The organism is Thalassovita mangrovi (assembly GCF_009857745.1).
Lineage (GTDB): Bacteria > Pseudomonadota > Alphaproteobacteria > Rhodobacterales > Rhodobacteraceae > Thalassobius > Thalassobius mangrovi.
This window is the reverse complement of the sequence record NZ_WWEN01000003.1, coordinates 191957-206886: the sequence shown is the minus strand read 5'-3', so window position 1 is coordinate 206886 and position 14930 is coordinate 191957. Positions and strand designations below refer to the sequence as shown.

At 65.3% G+C, this 14930-nt stretch carries 16 protein-coding genes; 10 read left to right on the top strand and 6 right to left on the bottom strand.

Annotated elements, in window-relative coordinates:
• Positions 1–40: 40 nt before the first annotated feature.
• A complete protein-coding gene (locus GR167_RS07550) occupies positions 41–391 on the bottom strand; it encodes a DUF5665 domain-containing protein (RefSeq protein ID WP_235915881.1) in 351 nt (116 codons plus the stop codon).
• The gene (locus GR167_RS07545) at positions 373–888 is read right to left on the bottom strand and encodes a DUF1643 domain-containing protein (protein WP_160972859.1); all 516 of its coding nucleotides are present in this window, start codon (positions 886–888) and stop codon (positions 373–375) included. The genes GR167_RS07550 and GR167_RS07545 overlap by 19 nt, the downstream gene beginning before the upstream one ends.
• 379 nt (positions 889–1267) lie before the next feature.
• On the opposite strand from GR167_RS07545, the gene GR167_RS07540 reads away from it, so the two are divergent.
• Positions 1268–2116 carry a M10 family metallopeptidase C-terminal domain-containing protein gene (locus tag GR167_RS07540; RefSeq protein WP_160972858.1) on the top strand — a complete coding sequence of 283 codons (849 nt, stop codon included), beginning with the start codon at positions 1268–1270 and terminating at the stop codon, positions 2114–2116.
• A gap of 152 nt (positions 2117–2268) precedes the next feature.
• Here the strand turns inward: GR167_RS07540 and truB are convergent, their stop codons facing one another.
• From truB to rbfA, 3 genes are all read right to left on the bottom strand, one after another.
• Entirely contained in the window at positions 2269–3177 is a 909-nt protein-coding gene (truB, locus tag GR167_RS07535; protein ID WP_160972857.1) for a tRNA pseudouridine(55) synthase TruB, read from the bottom strand.
• Positions 3178–3249: 72 nt separating this feature from the next.
• The gene (locus tag GR167_RS07530; protein WP_160972856.1) at positions 3250–3999 is read right to left on the bottom strand and encodes a phosphodiester glycosidase family protein; all 750 of its coding nucleotides are present in this window, start codon (positions 3997–3999) and stop codon (positions 3250–3252) included.
• Complete coding sequence (gene rbfA, locus GR167_RS07525) at positions 3996–4394, bottom strand: 30S ribosome-binding factor RbfA (protein ID WP_160972855.1); 399 nt, start codon at positions 4392–4394, stop codon at positions 3996–3998. The genes GR167_RS07530 and rbfA overlap by 4 nt, the downstream gene beginning before the upstream one ends.
• Positions 4395–4483: 89 nt before the next feature.
• On the opposite strand from rbfA, the gene dapB reads away from it, so the two are divergent.
• Together dapB and GR167_RS07515 are read left to right on the top strand one after the other, a co-directional pair.
• Positions 4484–5293, top strand: a complete 810-nt coding sequence (gene dapB / locus GR167_RS07520; RefSeq protein WP_160972854.1) for a 4-hydroxy-tetrahydrodipicolinate reductase — start codon at positions 4484–4486, stop codon at positions 5291–5293.
• A gap of 21 nt (positions 5294–5314) precedes the next feature.
• A complete protein-coding gene (locus tag GR167_RS07515; RefSeq protein ID WP_160972853.1) occupies positions 5315–5716 on the top strand; it encodes a hypothetical protein in 402 nt (133 codons plus the stop codon).
• Between the two features lie 254 nt (positions 5717–5970).
• Here the strand turns inward: GR167_RS07515 and GR167_RS07510 are convergent, their stop codons facing one another.
• Positions 5971–6153: a DUF1674 domain-containing protein gene (locus GR167_RS07510; RefSeq protein WP_160972852.1), complete on the bottom strand. Its 183-nt coding sequence runs from the start codon at positions 6151–6153 to the stop codon at positions 5971–5973.
• Positions 6154–6217: 64 nt separating this feature from the next.
• Between GR167_RS07510 and GR167_RS07505 the strand changes: the two genes are divergently transcribed.
• From GR167_RS07505 to GR167_RS07475, 7 genes are all read left to right on the top strand, one after another.
• Complete coding sequence (locus tag GR167_RS07505; protein WP_160972851.1) at positions 6218–7486, top strand: RsmB/NOP family class I SAM-dependent RNA methyltransferase; 1269 nt, start codon at positions 6218–6220, stop codon at positions 7484–7486.
• 104 nt (positions 7487–7590) lie between these two features.
• Positions 7591–9324: a heparinase II/III family protein gene (locus GR167_RS07500; protein ID WP_235915880.1), complete on the top strand. Its 1734-nt coding sequence runs from the start codon at positions 7591–7593 to the stop codon at positions 9322–9324.
• A gap of 19 nt (positions 9325–9343) precedes the next feature.
• The gene (gene purH / locus GR167_RS07495) at positions 9344–10933 is read left to right on the top strand and encodes a bifunctional phosphoribosylaminoimidazolecarboxamide formyltransferase/IMP cyclohydrolase (RefSeq protein ID WP_160972850.1); all 1590 of its coding nucleotides are present in this window, start codon (positions 9344–9346) and stop codon (positions 10931–10933) included.
• 101 nt (positions 10934–11034) lie between these two features.
• Entirely contained in the window at positions 11035–11505 is a 471-nt protein-coding gene (gene lspA / locus GR167_RS07490) for a signal peptidase II (RefSeq protein ID WP_160973379.1), read from the top strand.
• A gap of 52 nt (positions 11506–11557) precedes the next feature.
• Positions 11558–12079, top strand: coding sequence for a DUF3035 domain-containing protein (locus tag GR167_RS07485; protein ID WP_160972849.1), 522 nt, complete (start codon positions 11558–11560; stop codon positions 12077–12079).
• 171 nt (positions 12080–12250) lie between these two features.
• Complete coding sequence (locus tag GR167_RS07480) at positions 12251–13585, top strand: M16 family metallopeptidase (protein WP_160972848.1); 1335 nt, start codon at positions 12251–12253, stop codon at positions 13583–13585.
• Positions 13582–14895 carry a M16 family metallopeptidase gene (locus GR167_RS07475; protein WP_160972847.1) on the top strand — a complete coding sequence of 438 codons (1314 nt, stop codon included), beginning with the start codon at positions 13582–13584 and terminating at the stop codon, positions 14893–14895. Before GR167_RS07480 ends, GR167_RS07475 begins: the two co-directional genes overlap by 4 nt.
• Positions 14896–14930: the final 35 nt, after the last annotated feature.

Genomic DNA, 14930 nt, shown 5'->3' with positions numbered 1-14930 from the left:
CCCGTTCAGGGTAACGCGGCCGCGGGAGGCTGGTCTAAACCTATTGAGTTCCTTGGTTAACGCCTGCGCCGGTGGCGCGTTCGAATTCGTCGGCCAGGATCGCCATCCAGTCGCCGATGACCGGAAGGAATTCGAATTGCGACAGCCACCAGGTCAGGATCGACACCAGCAGCGATGCGCCCAGCACCGACCCCAGCCCGAAGGCCAGCCCGCGGGCGAAATTGAACAGCAGCAGCCGGGTCACCGAATTCTGCACCGCGATGAAGCGGTGATTGTTCAGCCTTTCCACCTCAAGCGTCAGCTGGCGGATCGCGTCGACCGCTTCCTGGTCGGTGTGGGCGTCGCGGGGGTCTGGCGTGTCGGGCATTTGGGTCACGGTCGGATATCCCATGGTTCGGGTTGCTGGCGATAGGCGATGTAAAGCGGGTGGCGCGGATGCCCGGCCTTGGTCAGGCCGAGATGGAAAACCGGGCGGCCGGTGCCCTGCAACAGCTTTGCCACATGGGCGCCGCGATCCATGTGATCGCCGTGGCTGCCCCATCCGGCGATGATCCGGTCGGCCCAGTCGCAGCTTTCGACCAGGATGCGGTCATTGTCCGGCCCGACCGGCTTCCTTCTTTTGCGCAGCTTCTTGGGGTCGGTTTCGCGCCAGGCGAAGATATTGGTCACCCGGAACCCGCCGAAGCCCAGCGTCCGCGCCCGCCTTTCGCAGCGTTCCACCGTGGGGTCGTTCTGCACCTCGGTTGCGGTCGAGGGGTTCAGCATGACGAACAGCGCCTTTTCCCCGGCCGGGTCCCAGGTGCGGGTCAGCTGGTAGCGATATTTTTCGCAATCCGAATAAACGGCGGTCGAGAGGGCATCGCCCTTTTGGAAGTCGCGGATGATCATGGGATCTGTTTTCCCGGTTTCGGGGCCGATGCGCAACATCCGGGCGGGGCGGCGTTTACCAATTTGGCAGATTCTTCCGGGCGCAGCGCCCCGCAAGGCCGGGGCTGGGCGATTCTGATTCTGCCCAAAGGGGGTATCCTTTGGCGCATCGGGGAGGGGCGGGTTATCCCCCGCCGCCCTGATCGGGGCCGGTTTCGGTGCCCGGGGCCAGATCGAAACGCCTGAAAGCAGGACCGAGGTATGTGTCAGGGCGTTCAATCCCGGACTTTGTTCCTGTTGGGAATCCGGCTTTCGTCGTCAACTAGATGACTCAGTATGACTCATAAGTAGTGGTAGAAGTCTTCGTAAGTTGAAACTGTTACATGCTTGAGGTTCTCCCGTGTCTTTCCTTCTGATGCTTGGTACTCTGTTGGTCGGTTCTTTCGCTCTCGTCGGTGACGACGTTGAGGGCGTGGAAGAGGATGTGATCGAGTCGGGCAAGGAAGACGATCTGATCGAAGCCGATCCCGAGGCCGCCCTGGCCGAGATCGACCTGAACGACGAAGAACTGGACCTGCTGGGCGTCTGGCTGAACGGCGATGACGAAGCGGACGACCTGACCGGCACCGATGGCGACGACAGCATCTTCGGCGGCGAAGGCGCCGACACGATCGAAGGCGGCGCAGGCGACGACGAACTGTTCAGCGGCAGTGACGCTTCGTTCCGCGACGATTGGAACCACGCACCCGGCACCCTGACCCGCGTCGACGATGCCGGCGACGTCCTGGACGGCGGCGCAGGCGATGACGAACTGTGGCTGGGCCAGGGCACCGTGGCAACGGGGGGCGAAGGCGCCGACCTGTTCCACGTCTTCGGCGCCACCTACCCGGCAGATGCCGAAGCGGCCGAGATCACCGATTTCACCGCCGGCGAGGATCAGCTGGAAATCGATTTCCCGGTGCACGAAGGCTACTACGCGCAAGATTTCACCACCGAAGACGCGATCAACGGGTTGCTGAGCAGCTACGACGCTGAAACCGACACCACCCTGATCGAGATCGACGGCGAAGAGGTCGTGACCCTGAACGGCGATCAGACCGATCTGAGCATCGCCTTCTACGACAACGTGAACGGCGGTGCCGAATGGTTCGACATCGAAGGCAACGCGATGAGCGAAGAGGAAGGCGAAAGCGCCGACATCATCCTCTGCGCCCGCGCCCTGCAAGAGGTGATCGGCGAAATTTCCTGATAAGCCGCAGCAACGGCACCCGCCCGGGTGCGCTCAGCGTCAAAGCCCCGAGGGGCTGGGGGACATCGAGCAACACACGGGACTTTCCTGAAACGCCCCGGTCGCAAGGCCGGGGTGTTTTGGGTTTGGGATCACGATAAGGATCGGCGGGGTCAGTCCCGCACGAAGACCCGGTTCGGGTGCAGTTCGCCCGCCTTGAACACACCCACCGCCACCGCGTGGCCGTCGAAGGAGGCCCAGCAGACCTCGCCGTATTCGACATCATGGGCGATCACCATGCCGGGATTGCCGTTGCGCATCTTTGCCGCGCCCTGTTCGGTCGCCTTGACCTCGGGCAGGTCGGCAAGGCCTTCCTCCAGCGGGCGAATGTACTCGTCCAGTTCCGGCGTGCGGGCCAGTTCCTCGATCTGCTCCCAGGTCATCCCGTCTTCGGCCTCGAACGGGCCCGACCAGATCCGGCGCAGTTTCAGGACGTGACCGTGGCAGCCCAGCTTTTCGCCCAGATCGCGGGCGATCGAGCGGACGTAACCACCCTTGCCGCAGGTCATTTCCAGCTCGACGTGATCGGCGTCGGGGCGGTCGGTCATCACTAGTTCCTCGACCCAAAGCGGCCGCGCGGCGATTTCGAACTCCTCGTCCTCGCGCGCCAGCTTGTAGGCGCGCTGGCCGTCGATCTTCACCGCCGAGAATTTCGGCGGCACCTGCATGATGTCGCCGAGGAAGCCGTTCAGGGCGTCCTTGATCTCGTCATCGCTGGGGCGCGCGTCGCTTTCTGCGATCACCTCGCCCTCGGCGTCGTCGGTGTTGGTGGCCTGGCCCAGCCGCACGGTGAAGCGGTAAGCCTTCAAAGCGTCGGTGATATAGGGAACCGTCTTGGTCGCCTCGCCCAATGCCACCGCCAGAACGCCGGTCGCTTCCGGGTCCAGGGTGCCGGCATGGCCCGCCTTGTTGGCATTGAGCGCCCAGCGGACCTTGTTGACCACGGCGGTCGAGGTCATCCCGGCCGGTTTGTCCACGACCAGCCAGCCCGAAATGTCCCGCCCTTTACGTCTGCGCGCCATGATGATCCCCGATCTGCTATCTGAGGCGCGCGACCTAGCGCACCCCCGCGCACCTGTCAAACGTCCTTGTGTTCAGCGCGGTGCGACGATGCCGACGATGGGCCCCACCGGCAGGCCGGGATCGTGACGGCCAAGCGCGGGGGCGTAGAGCCGCGATACCTTGCCGTCGAAATACAGCGCCTGCGGCAATCCCAGCCCGTCGCGGAACAACCTGCCGAATTCATCGAAGGTCACCCGTTCGTTGGAAATCGCGAACACCACCCGGTCGCCGTTCTCCGTCGTGCCCACCCCGTTGCGCAGGTAGCGCGAGCTGCTGTCGGGCAGGAAGCGCGGATGCAATGCGCCGTCGATCACCAGCATCGGGCCCGACTGGGTGGCGTAAAGGCAATCGGGCTGCGCCGCCAGATATTGCGTCGTTTCATAGACCCGCGCTTCGCGGTCGCCGATGCAGAACACGCCGTTGGGTAGCAATCCGAAATTGCCGGGGCTTGGCCATTCGATCACCGGTTTTTCCTGCTGGCTGTCCTCGATGTAATGCCCGACCGGGCTGCGGTCGGGATGGAACATGCCGGCATTCATCGCGAAGATCAGCCGCTCGCCCGCCGGTTCCAGCGCTGCGTCGATGCGGTTGAACTGGCCCAGGATGCGGCCGTCATCGCCGCGCAGGAACAGCCGCAGGTCCTCGCGCGCCGGGTCGGTTTCGCAGATGGTGTAGGATTTGCCGTCAAAGTCGCTGTCCTGGCAGGTGACGGCGGCAGCGGGCAGGGCGAAGACAAGCGGCAGCAGCGCCGCCAGGGCAGGGAAGACCCCGCCCCGGATCATTCCTTGTCCAGGTCGCGGCGGACGTCTTCGCGGTCCAGCAACCGGCGGGTTTCGTCCATCCGGTCGAAGGTGTCGTCCAGCAGGAACCGCAGCTCGGGCGCGTGTTTCAGCCCGCATTTGCGGCCGATGATGCGGCGCAGCTCACCCTGGTTGCGGGCCAGTGCCTTGATCGCGTCGTCGCCGCCCTGGCCGCCCAGCGGCAGCACGAAACAGGTCGCCACCCGCAGGTCGGGCGACGTGCGCACCTCGCCCACGGTGATCGACATGCGGTTGAGGTCGGGATCGTGGATGTCGCCGCGCATCAACACCTCGGACATCGTCCGGCGGATCAGTTCCCCGACCCTGAGCTGTCGCGTGCTGGGGCCGCCCCCATGAGAATAGTTACCTTTGGCCATGTCCCGCACTTAAGCCTTCCGCCCCCCTTTGCCAAGCGGGCAATGCTTCGCTATGCAGGCGCAGACGCAAATTATCGGAGCGCAGAGCCATGACCAACTTGCCGGGGATCGTGATTACCGGGGCATCGGGCCGGATGGGCCAGATGCTGATCAAGACCGTGCAGGAAAGCGACAAGGCACGGTTGGTGGGCGTGCTGGAACGGCCCGGCCATGACTGGATCGGCAAGGATATCGGCGAATGCATGGGCGGCGCGCCCATGGGCGTCGCGGTCAGCGACGACGCGCTGGAGCTGTTCGCCCATGCCCAGGCGGTGATCGATTTCACCGCCCCCGCCGCGACGGTGGAATTCGCCGGATTGGCGGCGCAGGCCCGCGCGGTGCATGTGATCGGCACCACCGGGCTGAGCGAGGACGATCTGAAGAAGATCAACGCCGCCGCCCGCCACGCGACGGTGGTCCGTGCCGGCAACATGTCGCTGGGCGTGAACCTGCTGGTTCAGCTGACCAAGAAGGTCGCGGCGGCGCTGGACGAAGATTTCGACATCGAGGTGATCGAGGCGCATCACAACAAGAAGGTCGACGCGCCCTCGGGCACCGCGCTGATGCTGGGCGAAGCAGCCGCCGAAGGCCGCGGCGTGTCGCTCGACAACGTATCGGATCGCGGCCGCGACGGCATCACCGGGGCGCGCGAACGGGGCCATATCGGCTTCAGCGCGATCCGCGGCGGCGATATCGTCGGCGAACATGACGTGCTGTTCGCGGCGCCGGGCGAACGCGTCGTGCTGCGCCATATCGCCACCGACCGGGCCATCTTCGCCCGCGGTGCGCTGAAGGCGGCGCTGTGGGGCCAGGGCAAGGCCCCGGGTGAATACGACATGATGGACGTGCTGGGGCTCTGACACCCGGCGTCGGGGCTTGGCATGGCTTTTGCAGGCATCGCGCCACATCGCGATGCACTGCAGAAGACCATGATACGTGCCCTGATCCTTTCCATAGCCCTGCTGGGCGTGCATCCGGCCTTCGCCGCCGGGTTCGTCACGATCAATGACCGCGACGGCTTCTTCAAACTGGTGGAGGGGCGTCAGCTGACGAAGTTCTTTGTCCGGATCAGCTTCGACGAACTGGGCCAGGTCAAGGGGCACGCCTGGGGGCGGCCGGTCATGGGATATTGGCGATGGGAAGGCCGGCAGCTGTGCAAGCGGATTTTTTACGGCACCAGCGACCAGGGCGAGAACTGCGTTGAGGTGCGTTCGGATGGGCAGGAAGTGCTGTTCATTCCCAACAAGGGCGAAGGCAAGATCGAGGAATACAGTCTGAAATAAGGGCGCCTGAAATAGCGGCGGGATGTATCGCGCCACCCGCCGCGGCTCGATTGCCTTTCTCGATCAAATTGTGCGCCCGTTCCGGGCGCGCCTGATATCTCACGAATTTGCCTGCGCCAAATTCGCTCGGGGTGCCTCCGGCGGGAGTATTTTCGCCAAGAAGAAGCAGGGGCGCGCCTATTCTTCTTCTTTTCACAAATATCCCGGGGGTTTGGGGGCAGAGCCCCCAACCGCATCCGCGGAAATCCGACGGATCAGAAATCGACCGCGATGCCCTTCTTTTCCCAATCGCCATAACGCACCGGCTCCGGCCCGTCGCGCCCGCCCAGTTCCTTGGGCAGTTTCTTCGCCTCGGCCTCGGCTTTCTTGCGGCGTTCCTCCGCCTCGGCCAGGGCGCGGATGGCGGCGGCGGGCAGGTCCTTGCGGGTTTCGGTCATCTTGTCTTCCTCTCGGGTCCTGGCCCTGATATACGCCCGCATCGCCCAAGATCAAAGGGATCTCATGTCGCCTAAGCCCAAACAAACCGCCCGCAGCGCCGCCCTGAACCTGTTGAACCAGGTGCTGGGCGAAGACCGGCTGATGTCCGAATTGCTGGGCCAGGGGGTGTTGCAGGGGCTCGATCCGGCCGACCGGGCGCGGGCGCAGCGGCTGGCGACCGACACGATGCGCGGCTTGGAGCGGGCCGACCGGTTGTTGCAGAAACACCTGCGCAAGAACCCGCCGCTTTACGTGCGCAACGTGCTGCGGCTGGCCACGGTGGAACTGTGCCAGGGCGGCGATGCCCATGGCGTGGTGAACGAGGCGGTCAACCTGACCGCCGCCAACAAGCGCACCCAGGCGATGAAGGGCATGGTCAACGCGGTTCTGCGCAAGATCGCCGAGCGGGGCCCCGAGACCTGGGCCAACCTGCGCGCGCCGCGGCTGCCGAAATGGCTGCGCGATCCGCTGGTCATGGCCTATGGCGGCGATGTGGTGGGCGCGTTCGAGGCGGCGCATTTCGCAGGCGCGCCGCTGGACCTGACCGCCAAGGGCGATCCGGAAGCGGTGGCGCAGGCCACGGGGGGCGAAGTGTTGCCGACCGGATCGGTGCGGCTGCAGGACCCCGGTCAGGTCTCCGCTCTGCCGGGATTCGAGGCGGGCGACTGGTGGGTGCAGGATGCCGCTGCCGCCATTCCGGCCCGGGTGCTGAACGCCCAGCCCGGTGAGGCGGTGCTGGACATGTGTGCCGCCCCCGGTGGCAAGACGATGCAATTGGCCGCCGCTGGTGCCGAGGTGACGGCGATCGATCTGTCCCCGGCGCGGATGGAGCGGGTGGCGGAAAACCTCGCCCGCACCGGGTTGAAGGCGGAACTGATCACCGGCGACGCGCTGGACCATACGGGCCAATACGACGCGATCCTGCTCGACGCGCCCTGTTCGGCGACCGGCACGATCCGGCGCCACCCCGACCTGCCGCTGGCCAAGGATGGCAGCGAATTCGGTGCGCTGATGGATTTGCAGGCGCAGATGATCGACCACGCCCTGACCCTGTTGAAACCGGGCGGGCGGCTGGTCTTCTGCACCTGTTCGCTGCTGCCGGATGAGGGCGAATGCCAGGTCGAGGATGCGCTGGAACGCCATCCCGGGCTCAAGGTCGACCGCGAACGGTTTGACCTGCCGGGGATCGATCCGGAATGGATCACCGAGGAAGGCGGGCTGCGCCTGCGTCCCGATTACTGGGCCGACAAGGGCGGCATGGACGGGTTTTACATCGCCTGCCTGACCGCCTGACCGGTCGATTTCCGCAACCGGAAGTTTTCGCCGGGTGACATGAGAAAAGTTGCGGGCTATCCTCGCGCCAATTCCGCCGCAAGAGCGCAAGAGGCAGGGAGCAGATGTCCAGTCGCGAAGGGTTATCGGCGCGCTATACGCGCGGGATGCACCGCCTGCATGCGCGGTGGGCCAGCCTTGCACGCCCCGCCATCGGATTCGTCAGCCAGCCCGAACCGCGCACCATCGGGTCCTTCGCACGGGGTCGTCAGTTGCTGGCCGGAAACTACCTGTTCGCCGGCCACCTGATCGAAGCCAAGGGCGTGCGGATCTGGGATGTGGACGCCCCCGACACGCTGTTCGAGGATGAAATTCACGGCTTCGTCTGGCTGGACGATCTGGCTGCCGTTGGCGATCCGCAGACCCGCGAACTGGCGGCCGATTGGCTGTGGGGATGGATCGATCTTTATGGCAGCGGCAAGGGGCCGGGCTGGACGCCTGACCTGGCCGGGCGCCGCATCATCCGCTGGATCCATCACGCGCTGTTCGTGCTGCGCGGGCAGGAACAGGCGGCGTCGGACGCGTTTTACCGCTCGCTGGCGCAGCAGACGATTTTCCTCAGCCGCCGCTGGCACAAGGCGACGCCGGGCCTGCCGCGTTTCGAGGCGCTGACCGGGCTGATCTATGCCGGGCTGGCGCTGGAGGGGATGGAAAAACACGTCGCCCCGGCTGTGAAGGCGCTGGAAAAGGAATGCCGGACCCAGGTGGACGATCAGGGCGGTATCCCGACGCGAAACCCCGAGGAACTGCTGGAGGTCTTCACCCTGCTGACCTGGGCGGCGGCGGCCCTGCTGGAAACCGGTCATCATGTCGGGCGCGAACACGCCGCCGCGATCGAGCGGATCGCGCCGACGCTGCGCACCCTGCGCCATGCCGATGGCGGCCTGGCGCGGTTTCATGGCGGCGGGCGCGGGCTGGAAGGGCGGCTGGACGCCGCGCTGGCGGCCTCGGGGGTGAAGGCGCGCCATGCCGACGGGCTGGCGATGGGATATGCGCGGCTGGGCGGCGGGCGCACCAGCATCATCGTCGATGCCGCCGCGCCGCCGGGGGCCAAGGCGTCGGGCAACGCCCATGCCTCCACCCTGGCGTTCGAACTGACCTCGGGGCGGCGCCCGGTGGTGGTCAATTGCGGATCGGGGGCGGTGTTCGGGGCCGACTGGCGCCGCGCCGGGCGCGCCACGCCCAGCCATTCCACCCTGTCGATCGAGGGCTATTCCAGTTCCCGTTTCGGTACCAGCACGGCGAAGGCCGAGATGCTGATCGACGTGCCCAGGGACGTGCCGGTGCAACTGTCGCAAAGCATCGACGGGATGCTGTTCGAGGGCGGCCATGACGGATACCTGAAAACCCACGGGCTGACCCATGCGCGGACGCTGGAACTGAGCCTCGACGGGCGCGGATTGTCGGGCGAGGACCTGCTGGTCGCCATCGAGCCCTCGGACCGGCAGAGATTCGACAAGGCGCTGACCCGATCGCAATTGCAGGGTGTGCCGTTCCAGGTGCGGTTCCACCTGCACCCGGATGTCGACGCCACCGTCGACATGGGCGGCGCGGCGGTTTCGCTGGCGCTGAAGAGCGGCGAATTGTGGGTGTTTCGGCACGACGGGGCGTTGAAAATGACGTTGGAACCGTCCGTTTACCTCGAAAAAGGCCGTTTGAGGCCCCGTGCGACCAAACAAATCGTTTTATCTGGCCGCGCGATGGATTATGCGACCCGCATCCGGTGGACGCTGGCCAAGGCGCAGGAAACGCCGATCAGCATCCGCGACCTGAACCGGGACGAACCGGACCTGACCTGAACAAGCAGAGAGCTGCCCCATGACCGACCTTTATCCCGTGCGCCGCGCGTTGATTTCCGTTTCCGACAAAACCGGCCTGATCGACCTGGCAAAAGCCCTGTCCGACCGGGGCGTGGAATTGCTGTCCACCGGCGGCAGCGCCAAGGTGATGCGCGAGGCCGGGCTTGAGGTCAAGGACGTGGCCGAAGTGACCGGCTTCCCCGAAATGATGGACGGCCGCGTCAAGACGCTGCACCCCAAGGTGCATGGCGGTCTGCTGGCGCTGCGCGACAACGCAGATCACGTCGCGGCGATGGACGAACACGGCATCGGCGGCATCGACCTGCTGGTCGTGAACCTCTACCCGTTCGAGGCGGCCTTGGCGCGTGGTGCGGATTATGACGAGATGATCGAAAACATCGACATCGGCGGCCCGGCGATGATCCGCGCCGCGGCCAAGAACCACGGCTTCGTCACCACCGTTGTCGACGTCGAAGATTACGACGCGCTGCTGGCCGAACTGGACGCCAATGACGGCCAGACCTCCCGCGCCTTCCGCCAGAAGCTGGCGCAGATCGCCTATGCCCGCACCGGCGCCTATGACGCCGCCGTCAGCACCTGGATGGCAAATGCGATCGGCGAAGAAACCCCGCGCCGCCGCGTCTTTGCCGGGACCTTCGCGCAATCGCTGCGCTATGGCGAAAATTCGCACCAGAAGGCGGCCTTCTACACCGACGGCTCGAACCGTCCGGGTGTCGCGGTCGCCAAGCAGCTGCAGGGCAAGGAACTGTCCTACAACAACATCAACGACACCGACGCGGCGTTCGAGCTGGTGTCGGAATTCCTGCCCAAGGACGGCCCGGCCTGCGCCATCATCAAACACGCCAACCCCTGCGGCGTGGCGAAGGGCGCAACGCTGGAGGAAGCCTATTCCAACGCCTTCGATTGCGATCGCACCTCGGCCTTCGGCGGCATCGTGGCGCTGAACCAGAAGCTGGACGCGGCCACCGCCGCCAAGATCACCGAGATCTTCACCGAGGTCGTCATCGCGCCGGGCGCCGATGAAGCCGCACAGGAAATCTTTGCCAAGAAAAAGAACCTGCGTCTGCTGATCACCCCGGAACTGGCCGATACCTCGGCACCGGGCCTGACCTATCGCCAGGTGTCGGGCGGGATGCTGGTGCAGGACCGCGATAACGGTTTCATCGGCATGGACGACCTGAAGGTGGTGACCAAGATCGCGCCGACCGAGGAACAGATGAAAGACCTGCTGTTCGCCTGGAAAGTCGCCAAGCACGTCAAGTCGAACGCCATCGTCTACGTCAAGGACGGCGCCACCGTCGGTGTCGGCGCCGGTCAGATGAGCCGGGTCGATTCGGCGCTGATCGCCGCCAAGAAGGCCGAACGGATGGCCGAGGCCCTGGGCTTGGCCGAGCCGCTGACCAAAGGGTCGGCCGTGGCCTCCGACGCGTTCTTCCCCTTCGCCGACGGTCTGCTGGAAGCGGCGGCCGCCGGCGCCTCCTGCGTCATCCAGCCGGGCGGGTCGATGCGCGACGATGAGGTGATCGCGGCAGCGGACGAGGCCGGCCTGGCCATGGTGCTGACCGGCATGCGCCACTTCCGCCACTGATCATGGCAGAAAAAACAATGGTTTCCGGCGAGTCTGTGCTAAGCTCGCCGGAAACGGCCATGACAAGAGGCGCATCAGCGCCCGGCATCGAGGACGAGCAGATGACCACCGTGTTCTGGGCAGGGTTCTGGACCTTCCTGGCCGATCAGGCCAGCAAATACATCGTCGTGCATATGCTCGACCTGCGCCTGCTTGGTGAAATCGACGTGATTCCGCCGCTGCTGAACCTGCGTATGGCGTGGAATTACGGTGTCAATTTCGGGCTGTTTTCGCAAAATTCCGACATGACCCGCTGGGTTCTGATCGCCGTGGCGCTGGCGGTTTGCGCCGCGGTGCTGTGGTGGGTTGCGCGTGACCGGCCCGGCAAGATCGGGCTGATGTCCGCCGGGCTGCTGATTGGCGGCGCCCTGGGCAATGTGGTGGACCGGCTGCTTTACGGCGCGGTTGCCGATTTTCTCAATATGTCCTGCTGCGGCATCGACAACCCTTATGCCTTCAACGTGGCCGATATCGCGATCTTCGCAGGCGCGATCGGGCTGGTTCTGTGGGGTGGGGCGAAAAAGGCCCCGTGACGCCGCCGACGCAATCCGCTAAGACGGGTGCGGATGTATCAGGAGGGTGGCAATGCCGCGCGCGTTGTTGTTGATTGCAGTACTGGCCGTCGCGGCCTGTTCCGGGGACCAACGGGACATTTCCCTGCGCGACCTGCGGTCGTTCACCGGCGGTCCGGATGAGTTTTCGATCATCCCGGGCAAGGAACTTCAGACCCCGAAGGACCTGAACACGCTTCCGGCTCCGACGCCGGGGGGCAGCAACCTGACCGATCAGGACCCACTTGGCGATGCTGTCGTCGCCCTGGGCGGCAAGGCATCCGCGCGCAAGCCGGGCAACGGCATTCCCGCCGCCGACAGCGCGCTTCTGGCCCATGCGGGCCGCAACGGGGTGCCGTCGGATATCCGCGAATCGCTGGCTGCCGAGGATGAAGATTTCCGCCGCCGCCAGTCGCGCTTCACCAAGATCCGCATCGTCAAGGTCGACCGCTATTCCGAAGCCTATCGGCGTGAAACGCTTGATGCGCAGAAGACGCTGTCGAAGTGGCGCGCCCGGGGTGTCGCCACGCCCACCGCGCCGCCTGACCTGCGCTGATCCGCCCGCGCCGCGCCCTTCGCGCGACGGGGCCCGTTTTCCGCATCGCTGCTTGCAAAGCCCCCCGCGCCGATCACGCGGGGCAGGGCGCTTGGTCACATCCTCGTAACCCCCACTTGCGGCCCGCGGGTGAGCGCGTATCTTTCCCCTAACCGACAGGAGATCCGCCGCATGATCCGATTTGCCCTGAGCGTTGCCGCTCTGATCGCCACCTGCCTGCCCGCCTGGGCCACCGACCAGGTCACGACCTTCGACCTGGACAACGGGATGGAGGTCGTCGTGATCGAAGACCATCGCGCCCCGGTGGCGGTTCACATGGTGTGGTACCGGGCCGGATCGGCGGACGAACCGGTGGGAGAATCCGGCGTCGCGCATTTCCTCGAACACCTGATGTTCAAGGGCACCGACACTTTGGCCCCGGGCGAATTTTCCGCCACCGTGGCCAAGCAGGGCGGCAGCGACAACGCTTTCACCAGCTACGATTACACCGCCTATTTCCAGCGCGTCGCGGCGGACCGGCTGGACCTGATGATGCGGATGGAAAGCGACCGGATGGTCAACCTGCAGCTGAGCGAGGACAACATCAAGACCGAACGCGATGTGATCCTGGAAGAACGCAACATGCGGGTGGAAAACAACCCCTCCGCTCTGTTCCGGGAACAGAAGAACGCGGCGCAATACCTCAATCACCGCTACGGCGTGCCGGTCATCGGCTGGCGCCACGAGATGGCGGAGCTGAGCCGTGAAGACGCCCTGTCCTTCTACGGCACCTATTATTCCCCCAATAACGCCATCCTGGTGGTGGCCGGCGATGTGCAGCCCGACGAGGTGCGCGCCCTGGCGGAAAAATATTACGGCGCGATCCCGGCCAATCCCGACCTGCCGCAGCAGCGCTACCGCAGCCAGGAACCGCCGCAGCTGGCCGAGCGCCGCCTGACCTATCGCGACGCGCGGGTTGCGCAGCCCTATGTCAGCCGGTCCTACCTGGCCCCCGAACGCGATGCCGGGGCGCAGGAAAAGGCCGCGGCGTTGACCCTGCTGGCCGAAATCCTCGGTGGCGGGCAGACCTCGGTCCTGGTCGAAAAGCTGCAATTCGAAACCCAGAAGGCGGTCTATGCGGCGGCCTTCTATGGCGGCACGTCGCTTGACGATACGACATTTTCGCTGATCGCGGTGCCGTCGCAGGGCGTGGCGCTGCAAGAGGTCGAGGATGCTATGGACAAGGTGCTGAAGGATTTCATGGCGAAAGGGATCGATCCGGAACAACTGGCCCGGATCAAGACCCAGATCAGAGCCTCGGAAATCTATGCCCGCGACGATGTCGAAGGGCTGGCCAACCGCTATGGCCGGGCGCTGACCCAGGGGCTGACGGTGCAGGATGTGCAGGACTGGCCCGATATCCTGCAGGCGGTGACGGCCGATGACATCATGGCCGCGGCCCGCGACGTTCTGGACCGGCGGCAATCCGTTACCGGCTGGGTGATGGCCGAGGAGGTGACCCAATGATCCTGCGTATCCTGTCGCTGTTCGTGATCCTGTTCGCGGCCCTGCCGGCGCGTGCCGGGGTCGATATTCAGACCGTCACCTCGGAGGGCGGCTTCAAGGCCTGGCTGGTGGAAAACCATTCCATCCCCTTCGTGGCACTGGAGTTGCGCTTCAAGGGCGGCGCGTCGCTGGACCTGCCCGGCAAGGAAGGCGCGAGCAACCTGATGGTGGGCCTGCTGGAAGAAGGGGCGGGCGACATGGACGCGCGCGATTTCGCCCGCGCGACCGAGGAGCTGGCGGCCAGTTTCGAGTTCGATCAAAGCGACGACGCGGTCAGCGTGTCGGCCCGGTTCCTGACCGAAAGCAGCGACCAGGCGGTGGAGCTGCTGCGCGCCGCCCTGATCCAGCCGCGCTTTGACGCGGACGCGATCGAGCGGGTGCGGGCGCAGGTGATTTCCAACATCAAATCCGACCTGAAGACCCCCCGCGACATCGCCTCGCGCGCCTTCGCGGAGCTGGTGTTCGGCGACCACCCCTATGGCCGGCCGCAAAACGGCACGCTGGACAGCGTCGCCGCGCTGAGCCGCGACGACCTGATCGCTGCGCATCAAGGCGCGCTGGCCAAGGACCGGGTCTATGTGTCGGCGGTGGGCGATATCGACGCGGCGCAACTGGCCCAACTGATGGACCGGCTGCTGGGTGACCTGCCCGAAACCGGCGCGCCGCTGGTCGGCCCTGCGGATCTGAATTTCCCCGGCGGGGTCAAGGTCGTGCCCTTCGACACGCCGCAATCGGTCGCGGTTTTCGCGCAGAAGGGCATCGACCGCGAAGACCCCGATTTCTTCCCCGCCTTCGTGCTGGATCTGATCCTGGGCGGCGGGTCGTTCGAAAGCCGGTTGATGCAGGAAGTGCGCGAAAAGCGCGGGCTGACCTATGGCGTCTACAGCTATCTGGCGGACAAGGATCAGGCCAAGCTGTGGATGGGATCGGTGGCGTCCGCCAATGACCGTGTGGCGCAAGCGGTGCAGGTGATCCGCGACGAATGGGCCCGTCTGGCCGAACAGGGCGTGACGCAGCAGGAACTGGACGACGCCAAGACCTATCTGACCGGGTCCTATCCGCTGCACTTCGACAGCAACGCTTCGATCGCGCGTATCATGGTCGGGATGCAGATGGACGATATGCCGGTCGATTACATCGTCACCCGCAACGACAAGGTTGAGGCGGTGACGCTGGAGGATGTGAACCGGGTGGCGAAGAAGCTGCTGGACCCGGAACACCTGACCTTCGTGGTGGTGGGGCAGCCGGAAGGCTTGCCGGTGAGCCAGTAGGGTTTAGCTGAGCCCGTTAATCACCTTGAGACCAA

What these genes read in the sequence shown, in the direction of transcription:
- lspA (WP_160973379.1), top strand. Translation starts at nt 11,035, where the DNA reads ATGACCACCGTGTTCTGGGCAGGGTTCTGGACCTTCCTGGCCGATCAG.
- GR167_RS07485 (WP_160972849.1), top strand. Translation starts at nt 11,558, where the DNA reads ATGCCGCGCGCGTTGTTGTTGATTGCAGTACTGGCCGTCGCGGCCTGT.
- GR167_RS07545 (WP_160972859.1), bottom strand. Translation starts at nt 888, where the DNA reads ATGATCATCCGCGACTTCCAAAAGGGCGATGCCCTCTCGACCGCCGTT.
- GR167_RS07510 (WP_160972852.1), bottom strand. Translation starts at nt 6,153, where the DNA reads ATGACCGAAACCCGCAAGGACCTGCCCGCCGCCGCCATCCGCGCCCTG.
- truB (WP_160972857.1), bottom strand. Translation starts at nt 3,177, where the DNA reads ATGGCGCGCAGACGTAAAGGGCGGGACATTTCGGGCTGGCTGGTCGTG.
- rbfA (WP_160972855.1), bottom strand. Translation starts at nt 4,394, where the DNA reads ATGGCCAAAGGTAACTATTCTCATGGGGGCGGCCCCAGCACGCGACAG.
- GR167_RS07480 (WP_160972848.1), top strand. Translation starts at nt 12,251, where the DNA reads ATGATCCGATTTGCCCTGAGCGTTGCCGCTCTGATCGCCACCTGCCTG.
- GR167_RS07550 (WP_235915881.1), bottom strand. Translation starts at nt 391, where the DNA reads ATGGGATATCCGACCGTGACCCAAATGCCCGACACGCCAGACCCCCGC.
- GR167_RS07505 (WP_160972851.1), top strand. Translation starts at nt 6,218, where the DNA reads ATGTCGCCTAAGCCCAAACAAACCGCCCGCAGCGCCGCCCTGAACCTG.
- dapB (WP_160972854.1), top strand. Translation starts at nt 4,484, where the DNA reads ATGACCAACTTGCCGGGGATCGTGATTACCGGGGCATCGGGCCGGATG.
- GR167_RS07500 (WP_235915880.1), top strand. Translation starts at nt 7,591, where the DNA reads ATGTCCAGTCGCGAAGGGTTATCGGCGCGCTATACGCGCGGGATGCAC.
- GR167_RS07475 (WP_160972847.1), top strand. Translation starts at nt 13,582, where the DNA reads ATGATCCTGCGTATCCTGTCGCTGTTCGTGATCCTGTTCGCGGCCCTG.
- GR167_RS07515 (WP_160972853.1), top strand. Translation starts at nt 5,315, where the DNA reads ATGGCTTTTGCAGGCATCGCGCCACATCGCGATGCACTGCAGAAGACC.
- purH (WP_160972850.1), top strand. Translation starts at nt 9,344, where the DNA reads ATGACCGACCTTTATCCCGTGCGCCGCGCGTTGATTTCCGTTTCCGAC.
- GR167_RS07530 (WP_160972856.1), bottom strand. Translation starts at nt 3,999, where the DNA reads ATGATCCGGGGCGGGGTCTTCCCTGCCCTGGCGGCGCTGCTGCCGCTT.